This window comes from uncultured Microbulbifer sp., from assembly GCF_947489355.1.
Taxonomy (GTDB): domain Bacteria; phylum Pseudomonadota; class Gammaproteobacteria; order Pseudomonadales; family Cellvibrionaceae; genus Microbulbifer.
The window spans coordinates 89940-99937 of sequence record NZ_CANLDD010000010.1 but is presented as its reverse complement, the minus strand read 5'-3'; the positions used below and the strand labels follow the sequence as shown (position 1 = coordinate 99937).

Annotated in this window: 8 protein-coding genes; 3 read left to right on the top strand and 5 right to left on the bottom strand. The window is 54.8% G+C overall.

Annotated features, from left to right (window positions below; all coding sequences use genetic code 11):
• Positions 1–281, top strand: a 281-nt coding sequence (locus tag Q1A48_RS06910) for a hypothetical protein (protein WP_299942760.1), incomplete at its 5' end; no start/stop codon positions are given.
• A gap of 113 nt (positions 282–394) precedes the next feature.
• Here the strand turns inward: Q1A48_RS06910 and pssA are convergent.
• The 4 genes from pssA to Q1A48_RS06890 all read right to left on the bottom strand — a co-directional run bounded on the left by pssA (position 395) and on the right by Q1A48_RS06890 (position 4665).
• The gene (gene pssA / locus Q1A48_RS06905; RefSeq protein WP_299942758.1) at positions 395–1264 is read right to left on the bottom strand and encodes a CDP-diacylglycerol--serine O-phosphatidyltransferase; all 870 of its coding nucleotides are present in this window, start codon (positions 1262–1264) and stop codon (positions 395–397) included.
• Between the two features lie 112 nt (positions 1265–1376).
• Positions 1377–2402: a ketol-acid reductoisomerase gene (gene ilvC, locus Q1A48_RS06900; RefSeq protein WP_299942756.1), complete on the bottom strand. Its 1026-nt coding sequence runs from the start codon at positions 2400–2402 to the stop codon at positions 1377–1379.
• 24 nt (positions 2403–2426) lie between these two features.
• Positions 2427–2918 carry an acetolactate synthase small subunit gene (gene ilvN / locus Q1A48_RS06895; RefSeq protein WP_299942754.1) on the bottom strand — a complete coding sequence of 164 codons (492 nt, stop codon included), beginning with the start codon at positions 2916–2918 and terminating at the stop codon, positions 2427–2429.
• A gap of 10 nt (positions 2919–2928) precedes the next feature.
• Positions 2929–4665, bottom strand: coding sequence for an acetolactate synthase 3 large subunit (locus Q1A48_RS06890; RefSeq protein WP_299942765.1), 1737 nt, complete (start codon positions 4663–4665; stop codon positions 2929–2931).
• Between the two features lie 442 nt (positions 4666–5107).
• Between Q1A48_RS06890 and Q1A48_RS06885 the strand changes: the two genes are divergently transcribed.
• On the top strand, positions 5108–5587 hold the full coding sequence (locus Q1A48_RS06885) for a DUF4124 domain-containing protein (protein ID WP_299942752.1): 480 nt from the start codon (positions 5108–5110) through the stop codon (positions 5585–5587).
• A gap of 884 nt (positions 5588–6471) precedes the next feature.
• On the top strand, positions 6472–6930 hold the full coding sequence (locus Q1A48_RS06880) for a hypothetical protein (protein WP_299942750.1): 459 nt from the start codon (positions 6472–6474) through the stop codon (positions 6928–6930).
• On the opposite strand, the gene Q1A48_RS06875 is transcribed toward Q1A48_RS06880, so the two are convergent.
• Entirely contained in the window at positions 6920–9994 is a 3075-nt protein-coding gene (locus Q1A48_RS06875; RefSeq protein WP_299942748.1) for an efflux RND transporter permease subunit, read from the bottom strand. The genes Q1A48_RS06880 and Q1A48_RS06875 overlap by 11 nt on opposite strands.
• Positions 9995–9998: the final 4 nt, after the last annotated feature.

Genomic DNA, 9998 nt, shown 5'->3' with positions numbered 1-9998 from the left:
GTGCTTTCTCGCAGCGATCTCCGCCAAAACCGAAAGTGCGCTTAAGGCACCTTCCCAACCTCAACCAGCCCGCTCTGACTGTGCTTGAAGTGGCGCGCATTATAGCTGCACAAGACCGCTTGGCAAGCGCTTTCTCTGAAGGAATTTCCTCGGAAAATCAATCGGTTGGCGCAAAAACCCCACTCCTACAGCGGGCGGGGGCGCGAACTATACGGGCTGATGTGCTTCTGTGCAAGGCTTATTTCAGCTACCGCACAGCCCTCTATTTTAGAGGGGAGTAACGAGGCCGCATCCGACCTCCCGACGACCACAAGTCCGTGTGGGCTCACACTCCCGCATAACGATTATAGGGTGGGCCGCAGGGAATCCCAAACGGGATTATCCGAGACTGCCGCTACTCCCTGTCCTTCGCCTCAACGCTGTCACCCTCTGTGGCACCACTTGCCGGCTTGGGGTGAAAGCGGCCCCACAGCCACATTATTGGGCCCGACAGAGTGTAAAGTACGGCCAGAGTCAACAGTACGCCGGCGGGATCAATAGTCACAAGACTGAAAACAAGTATGACCACCAGCATCATCACAAAGGGCACCCGCCCCTTGAAGTCCAGGCGTTTGAAGCTTATATAACGGAAATTGGATACCATCAGCAGGCCCGCGGCACCAGTTACCAATGCGGCAATAATTGCCAGTATCGGGCCGACTTCAACATCGTGACCTGCCCAGACCATACCGGCCACAATTGCCGCTGCGGTTGGACTGGCGAGCCCGATAAACACCCCCTTATCAACCGTACCCACTTGAGTGTTAAAGCGAGCCAAGCGCAGGGCGGCACAGGCTGCGTATAAAAATGCAATTGCCCAGCCAAATTTGCCGAGCGTTTTCAGCGCCCAACTAAAAGCCACCAGGGCCGGCGCCAAGCCGAAGGACACCATATCCGACAGGGAGTCATACTGCACCCCAAAGGCACTCTGGGTATCGGTTAGGCGCGCCACCCGCCCATCCAGGCCGTCGAGCACCATGGCCACAAAGATTGCGATAGCCGCGGCCTCGAAATGACCGTTCATACCGGCGACTATGGCGTAGAAACCACTAAAGAGGGCCCCTGTAGTAATAAGATTCGGCAGCAGGTAGACACCGCGCGCGCGCACTTTTTTGCCACTTGCCGAAACCTCTTCCTCAATATGCTCGTCGATCGGTAAACGAATTTCCTCACTAGGGCCGGCTGTTGAGTCAGCGGGCTTATTTTCATCCCTTTGAACGCTCATAAACTCTCCGCGGGTACATTGCAGCCAGCGAGTGTAACGTCATTGGCCGGTGCGCGCACAGGACAAAAAAAAACGGCGGGGCCTCCCCGCCGCTTTTTCTGTACCAGACCGGTCAGCTGCTGCCCTCGCTTCGATCGATAATTTTATTGGCCTTGATCCAGGGCATCATGGCGCGGAGTTTGGCACCCACCCGCTCAATTTCATGCTCGCTGCCGATACGGCGCTCGGCTTTGAGACGGGGTTGACCCGCCAGGGATTCGAGCATGAAGTCCTTGGCAAACCTGCCGCTTTGAATATCTTTCAGAACCCGCTGCATTTCCGCTTTAGTCTGATCGTTGACGATACGCGGCCCGCTGATGTAGTCGCCGTATTCAGCGGTATTGGAGATAGAATAGCGCATATCGGCAATACCGCCTTGATACATCAGATCAACAATCAGCTTGAGTTCATGCAGGCACTCGAAGTAGGCCATCTCCGGCGCATAGCCTGCTTCAACCAGCGTTTCAAAGCCGGCGGTTACCAGGGCGGAAACACCACCACACAATACGGCCTGCTCCCCAAACAGATCTGTCTCCGTTTCTTCCCGGAAATTGGTTTCGATAATGCCAGAGCGGCCGCCGCCATTAGCAGAGGCATAAGACAGGGCGAGATTCTTGGCTCTACCGGAAGCGTCCTGGTAAACAGCGATCAGGGTCGGAACACCCCCGCCCTCAAGATAAGTGGAGCGCACAGTATGACCGGGCCCCTTGGGCGCAACCATAATCACATCCACATTCTCCGGTGGCTCAATCAATGCAAAGTGCACGTTAAAACCGTGGGCAAAAGCGAGGGCGGCACCGGGCTTTAAGTTTGGCGCTATCTGCTCTTTGTAAATATTGGCTTGGCATTCATCCGGCGCAAGGATCATTACGACATCCGCATCCTTTACCGCATCTGCCACCGTGGCCACGCGCAAGCCGGCATTCTCAGCCTTGCTTCGGGAGCTGGAGCCCTCCCGCAGGCCGACAACCACGCCGGCAACACCAGAGTCCCGGAGGTTATTGGCATGGGCATGGCCCTGGGAGCCATAACCGATAATCGCTACATTCTTTTCGCGAATTAAAGAGAGATCACAATCTTTATCGTAATAAACTTGCATTGCTAAATTCCTGTTTCCTGCCATTTATAGACTTAAAACCTTTTCACCGCGGGCGATGCCAGATACGCCCGAGCGCACCACCTCCATAATGGTGTGTTCACCTAACGCCTGCAAAAATGCATCGAGCTTTTCTCCGGTCCCGGCAACCTGCACCGTGTATATACTGCTATTCACATCCACGATCTGGCCGCGGAAAATATCTACACTGCGCTTTACCTCGTCGCGCTGAGCGCCGTTTGCGCGCACCTTCACCAGCAGTAACTCCCGCTCAATATGCGATCCCTCGGTGAGATCAACCAGCTTGACCACGTCGACTAGCTTATTCAGATTTTTTGTAATCTGTTCAATTTTGCGGTCATCACCGATCGTCACCAGGGTGAGGCGCGACAGAGTATTGTCCTCTGTTGGTGCCACGGTGAGACTCTCAATATTGTAGCCGCGCTGGGAAAACAGCCCGACCACGCGGGACAAGGCACCCGGCTCGTTTTCCATCAGGACCGAAATAATTCTACGCATCGACCTTCCCCTAAGTCCGTTCGGTCTTGCTCAGCCACATATCGCGCATGGAGCCATTCGGCATTACCTGCATCGGATATACGTGTTCAGAGGGATCGACATACACGTCAATAAATACCGTGCGATCCCTCTCGGCAAAGGCTTCCTGCAGTTTTACATGCAGCTCCCCACGCCGCTCGATCTTCACCCCAAGGTGTCCGTAGGCTTCAGCGAGCTTGACAAAATCCGGCAGGGATTCTTCGTAGACACTGTTGGAGAGGCGGCCTTCGTACTGCATTTCCTGCCACTGCTTCACCATTCCAAGCGCTTGGTTATTGAGGCACAAAATTTTTATTGGCAGGTGGTATTGGGTAGCGGTGGACAACTCCTGAATACACATCTGGATGCTGCCCTCGCCCGTGACACACACCACCTCTTTGTCCGGGTGGGCGATCTTCACCCCAAGCGCTGCGGGTAAGCCGAAACCCATGGTGCCCAGGCCACCGGAGTTGATCCATCTGCGGGGCTTGTCAAACAGATAGTACTGGGCGGCGAACATCTGGTGCTGACCGACGTCGGAGGTAACAAAGGCCTCGCCTTCGGTCATATCATAAACCGCACGAATCACCTCCTGGGGCATAATCAGAGCGCCGTCCGTCTGATAGCGCGGTGCGGTGTATAGGCCGTGGCGCTCGCGCCAGTCGTCTATTTGGCGCCACCAATCCACTATCGCCGACTGATCCGGTTGCTCCTCAGTGGATTTGAGCGTCTCTAGCATTTCACCCAGTACAAACGCCACAGTGCCGACAATAGGAATGTCGGCGATAATGGTTTTGGATATCGAGGCGGGATCCACGTCGATATGGATGATCTTAGCCCCAGGGCAAAACTTGCCCGGGGTATTGGTGACACGATCATCGAAGCGCGCCCCCACCGCCAGGATCACATCCGCATGGTGCATGGCGGTGTTGGCCTCGAAAGTCCCATGCATACCGAGCATGCCGAGAAAGCGCTTATCGCTGCCGGGGAAGGCGCCGAGCCCCATCAGGGTATTGGTCACCGGGTAATTCAGGCACCGTGCCAGTTCGGCCAGCAGGGCCGCACCCTCACCCTGCACCACGCCGCCCCCGGCATAAATCACCGGGCGGCGCGCCGACAACAGCAGGGCCACCGCCTTGCGAATCTGGCCACCGTGCCCCTTGCCCGCCGGGGTATAAGAGCGCATGCGCAGCTTTTCGGGATAGCGATAGGGGAAACGCTCCGACGGGTTGGTTACGTCCTTGGGGATATCGATCACCACCGGACCGGGCCGGCCGGTACGGGCGATATAGAACGCCTTTCTCACCACCTCTGGAATGTCTTCGGCGTTTTTGACCAGGAAGCTGTGCTTCACCACCGGGCGCGAACAGCCCACCATATCGGTCTCTTGAAAGGCATCCTCGCCAATCTTATCCCTGGGCACCTGTCCCGATATCACCACCATGGGAATAGAATCCATACAGGCAGTGGCGATGCCGGTAATGGCATTGGTGGCACCTGGACCGGAAGTCACAAGCACCACGCCCACCTTGCCGGTGGAGCGGGCATAACCGTCCGCAGCGTGGGTCGCGCCCTGTTCGTGGCGCACCAGTACGTGCTTGATCGACTTCTGCCGAAAAATGGCATCGTAGATGTGCAGTGCCGAACCGCCCGGGTACCCGAAGAGTAGGTTGACCCCCTCATCCTGCAGCGCGCGAACCAACATATCGCCGCCGGAAAGTAATTCCACTTGCGTCTCCTCAATTTCTTCGCCTGGTAGGATATGCATCACCAGAAACCCAACATTCTATCTTCAGAAAAGAATGCCGGGCGGCAATTATAGGGGCAAACAGTGATAAATATCATCCTTTTGGTGGCTTTAATGCTGATTTTTAGGATGGGTTCGTCGAATGCAGCCATTACTCCAACTCAAAGCGGGCACACCGGTGTCCGGTGTACATAGCCCGGCACTCAGAGGCCGCTCGGCGCTGTTGCGACACGGTGTTCCGCAGAGGATCACAACAGCCCCCTGAGCGTTGGGAAATATCTGACTACCGGGAATGGTCGATCCCAACCATTGAACCTTGGTTGTCAATCGGTACGAATCAAAATGTTAAAAGCGTTGCAGGAAAATCCGCCGATAACGGTACAATGCACCGGATAAGGAAAACCAAGATCAAAGGGGGAGTCCAATGCGCATCGCACTTGCAATACTATTTGCCAGCCTGGCACTGGTTGCACAGGCCAATGGTATCTACAAATGGGTGGATGAAAACGGTGTGGTGCACTTCGGCGAGCAACCGCCCAATGATGGCGATGTGGAAGTGATCAAGAAGCCCAAATCCGAGCGCTATAAGCAGTGGGAGGCGGAGCAACAGTCGGCACTGGCTGCAGAGAAATCAAAAAACCCGGCCCCCAAGCCCCCGGCTGAGAAAAAGCCGGCAGGCCAACCCGAGCCCCGGCAACCTGCGCAAATGGAAAAGGAGATTGCCCGGGCTGAAGCGGCAGCACGCGCGCAGCGGTGCCAGGCATCCCGGAAAACCCTGAAGACATTGAACAGCCACGCGCGCGTGCGGGAGATGGACGAGAGTGGCAACCTGCGTATGTTGGGAGAGGATGAGCGGCAGCAGAGAATCACTCAGGAGCAGCAGAGTATTCGCAAAAACTGCTAGAGCCCTGCCCATTACCCGCTTCGCCTTTCAACCCAGCCATAGCAATTTCCCCGGGGTGTAGCGGAAAACGGTTCCGGGTTGGCCCGGTTTATTTACCGCTCCCACTGAATTTATACACCGAAACCACCAAGCTAAATGAGCGACAAGCCCCTGCCGACTCTGGGCATGTGCCTCAATGAAGACGCCGGCGCAGTGCTCACAACAGACATTGTCAAGATAGCAGGGACAACCCACTCCGGGTGACTACATTTGCTGGCACTGATCGACAGCACATTGCCGATAAAAATAGTGCAGCCCCCGAGGGGGATTAGTTAGATAGAAAGGTCACCTCTATGTACCAGATTGAGGCGGCTTTCGCGTTTTCCAAACCCATTCAGAAAAACAGGTTGCTTCCATGGCGATGCAAACCGGACTTTGCCAAGCTGTTTTTCTCAATTAACGTAGCACCAGCTGTTGGCACCATCAAACTGGCGCACACGAATGTCCTTCACATCTTCGGCGGGTACAAGACGCATGTTCACCGTCATCCTATCCCCATCGGGGTTAACCGAGGCCCAGTGTGTGGTATTCCCGCAGGTCTTACACGGTTGGAACGCTAGTGACCTGTCACCCCAGACATAGGCAGTAGTGGCCTCTGGGGCTTTTTCAATGGTTACATTTTTCGGCGAACCATAGGCCCATATAGCTCCATAGCGATGGCATGCAGAACAATTGCACGCTGTAAGCCACTCAGGTCTTTCTCGAAATTCAAATTTAACGGCGCCGCAATGGCATGTGCCATAAAGTAGTTGCTCCCCTATCAATGCCCTTGCTCCCCTATCAATGCCCTTGCTCCCCTAACAGGCTGTTGAAATTCGAAGAATTTCGACGCCTGGTACCGAAATATGGATATTTCGGCAAAATCGGCGAAGACTAACTCGTTGATTTTGAAAGAAAAAGTGAAAATCACATTTTTCGCTTTTCGTGTTTTGAAAAAGGCAGGATGCCTTTTTCAACAACCTGCTAATGATTTCGTGCATTTAATTGACCAATATACCCAGCAGACGTTTCATGCCTTTGCGCAGCTTGACGTTCAGCTTGAAATCATCTTCATGAACCTGTGCCTACGCCTGTTTGGCGGAAAGACCGGGACCGGTACTTTGCCCTGCAGTCTAAAAGGCCAGTGGTCCCCGCCAGCAGGTATGCCTTATTCTACACAGCGCATTACGGGCGCAGCGTGCTACCTGCTCAACCGGCTGCAAGGTCACCTCGCCCCGGCCAGTCCCGCCACAACAATCCCCCGGAAGACCGGTTCGACACCCGGGGGGCCTGTTCGGAACAGTTTGCCCCGCGCTAGCCTCTGAAGCCCGTTGCGGTTGCCCTCGCGGTATAATCGCGTCCCAGGTACAAATACATTGCCGGTACCATAAACAGTGTAAACAGCGTGCCGATAGTCATACCCGTGGCAATCACCAGACCCATGGCAAAACGGGCCCCTCCACCGGGGCCCGAGGCGATCAGTAAAGGCACCATAGCCAGCACCAGCGATGCCGTTGTCATTAAAACCGGGCGCAGGCGAATCGAGGTGGCCTGCTCAATCGCCGCGCGTTTGTCCGCCCCGTCCATTTGCAGCCTGTTGGCAAACTCAACAATCAAAATACCATGTTTGGAGATGACCCCAATCAGGGTCACCAGTCCCACTTGGGTGTAAATATTCAGCGTGGTCAATCCGAGACTGACAAAAATCATGGCGCCACTGACGCTCATGGGGACTGTGACCAGCATAATCAAAGGATCGCGCCAAGACTCGAACTGCGCTGCCAATACCAGATAAATAACAATCAGTGCAAAGAAAAAAGTCGCCACCAAAGCCGAACCTTCCGACTGAAACTGGCGCGATTGACCGGAGTAGTCCACCGAATACTCCGCCGGCAGTATTTCGCTGGCGGCATTTTTCAGCACTGAAAGTGCCTCGCCCAGGGTAATATCCGCACGCGGGACCCCGGAAATGGTGACTGCATTCAGTTGCTGAAAGCGCTTTAACTGCTGGGGTTCCACCGTTTCCCTCAGCGTCACCAGGGTATTGACTGGGACGAGATCGCCGTTAATTGCACGAATATAGTATTGCCCCAACTGTTGCGCAGCCAAACGGTCGACGCGCTCCACCTGGGGAATCACTTTGTAGCTGCGGTTGTCCAGGGAGAACCGATTGATATAGGCGCCGGAGAGCATGGCCCCCAGGTCGCGGCCTAGGTCCACCATTTCCACACCCATAGTGGCCGCTTTGTCCCGGTCGATTTCAATAACCACTTTGGGCTTGTCAATCTTCAGGTCTGAGTCGAGGAAGATAAAATTTTTGCTTTCCAGTGCACGGGACATGATCTCGCTGGCAACATAAGCCAGGTTTTCCATAGGTTCAGTGGCACCGATTACAAATTCCACTGGCAACTGCCCACCCGCAGTAGGCAGGCTTGGCGGCACTACCACTGCAACCTTCAGGCCTGCAATTTTTTGCACATCTTTGCTAATCAATTCCTGCATCTGTTCTGTATCTTGATCACGCTTTTCCCAGGGTGCCAGAACGAAACCCGCAGTAGCATTGTTGACCCCGCTGCTAAAGGTGCCGACGCCATTCAAGAGGAAAAGGTTATCCACTGCACTGTAGCGCTCGGCAATATCATTGAGTTGCCCGCTATACTGCTCGACATAATCCAGGGTGGCGTAGGCGTCTGCGGTAGAGATGGTGAGTACAAGTCCGCGATCCTCCGTGGGTTCCAGTTCCCGCGGTGAGGTGACGAACAGGAAATAGCAACTCGCCAACACAATCAAACCAAAAACCAAAATGACCCGACGCTCATCCAGTGCACTGTGCAGGCGCTTCTCAAAGCCTTTTTGCAGGCGCTCGAACTGACGCTCCAACCAGGCTTCCAGGCGGGTACCACCACCGTCGCGGGGCTTGAGGATTCTGGAGGCCATCATCGGCGACAGGGTCAGCGCCACCACGCCAGATAAAAGTACGGCGCCAGCCAGGGAGAAAGCGAATTCAATAAAGAGGATCCCGGTAAGCCCGCCGAGAAACCCGATGGGGATATACACGGCAATCAAGGTGGTGGTCATTGCGACCACGGGCCAAGCCAGCTCACGCGCACCGACAATGGCCGCCTCACAGGGTGACAGCCCCTCCTCAATATGGCGATACACGTTTTCCAGAACGATAATCGCATCGTCCACCACGATACCAATAGCCAATACCATACTGAGCAACGTCAGCAGATTGATAGAAAAACCCATCAACAACATTAGAAAAAGTGCGCCGACCAAGGATAAAGGCAATGCGATTGCCGGTATCAACACACTGCGTACAGAGCCGAGAAACAGGTAGATTACCGCAATCACGATCAATACGGCCTCGACAATGGTTTTTACCACTTCGGCAATGGCGTCTTGAATATACTCAGTGCTGTCATAGGGAATTTCCCCCAGTATGCCCTTGGGCAGTTGTGGAAAGATTTCTTTTTCCAGTTTCTGCCTGACCCGCTTGACCACATCCAGGGTGTTCGCATTGGGTGCCACTTCAATGGCAATAAAGGTGGCGGGCTGGCCATTAAAGGTCACCGAACTGTCGTAGGACTCAGCACCCAGTTCAATTTCAGCCACGTCATCAAGACGCACCAGTTGATCGCCCGCAGCGCGCACCACCAACTGGCGAAAATCCATTTGCCGGGCAATATCTGTATCCGCACGTATCTCCATGGTCACCCGTGAGCCCTTGGTTGCACCCACAGCGGACAGCACATTATTGTCGCGCAGCGCATTGGCCACATCTGCAGGTGTCACCTCCAATGCCGCCATCTCTTTGGGTTTTAACCAGGCGCGCATGGCGAAAGTACTGTTACCGAGCAGGCGGGCACGCTGCACACCGGCAATGCTCGCCAGCTTGGGCTGCACCACCCGGGTCAGGTAATCCGTGATTTGGTTGTTGGCAAGAATATTTGAAGAAAACGACAGGTACATGGCCGCAGTGGTCTCCCCCTGCTGCATTTCCACACTGGAGTCCTCGGACTCCTCGGGGAGATCACTGCGCAACTTATTGACCTTGGCGACAACCTGAGTCAACACCTCATTGGGGTCGTAGTCAAAGCGCACATAGGCACTGATGGTAGAGAGGCCCTGCACACTCGTGGACACCATGTAGTCAATGCCATCGGCAGTGGCAATTTCCTGCTCCAGGGGCGTGGTGATAAATCCTTGTACGAGACCGGAGTCTGCCCCCACATACTCAGTGGAAACCGTAATCACCGCATTTTCCAACTCGGGGTACTGGCGAACGTTGAGTTCCGTAATGGAGCGCAGCCCCAGCAAAAAAATAAACAGGCTGACCACTGAAGCCAACACCGGTTTGCGAATAAAAATCTCTGTGAAATTCACCGGC

Bases quoted from the DNA above. Each gene is read 5' to 3' on its own strand.
- pssA (WP_299942758.1), bottom strand. From the start codon at position 1,264: ATGAGCGTTCAAAGGGATGAAAATAAGCCCGCTGACTCAACAGCCGGC.
- ilvC (WP_299942756.1), bottom strand. From the start codon at position 2,402: ATGCAAGTTTATTACGATAAAGATTGTGATCTCTCTTTAATTCGCGAA.
- ilvN (WP_299942754.1), bottom strand. From the start codon at position 2,918: ATGCGTAGAATTATTTCGGTCCTGATGGAAAACGAGCCGGGTGCCTTG.
- Q1A48_RS06885 (WP_299942752.1), top strand. From the start codon at position 5,108: ATGCGCATCGCACTTGCAATACTATTTGCCAGCCTGGCACTGGTTGCA.
- Q1A48_RS06880 (WP_299942750.1), top strand. From the start codon at position 6,472: ATGGATATTTCGGCAAAATCGGCGAAGACTAACTCGTTGATTTTGAAA.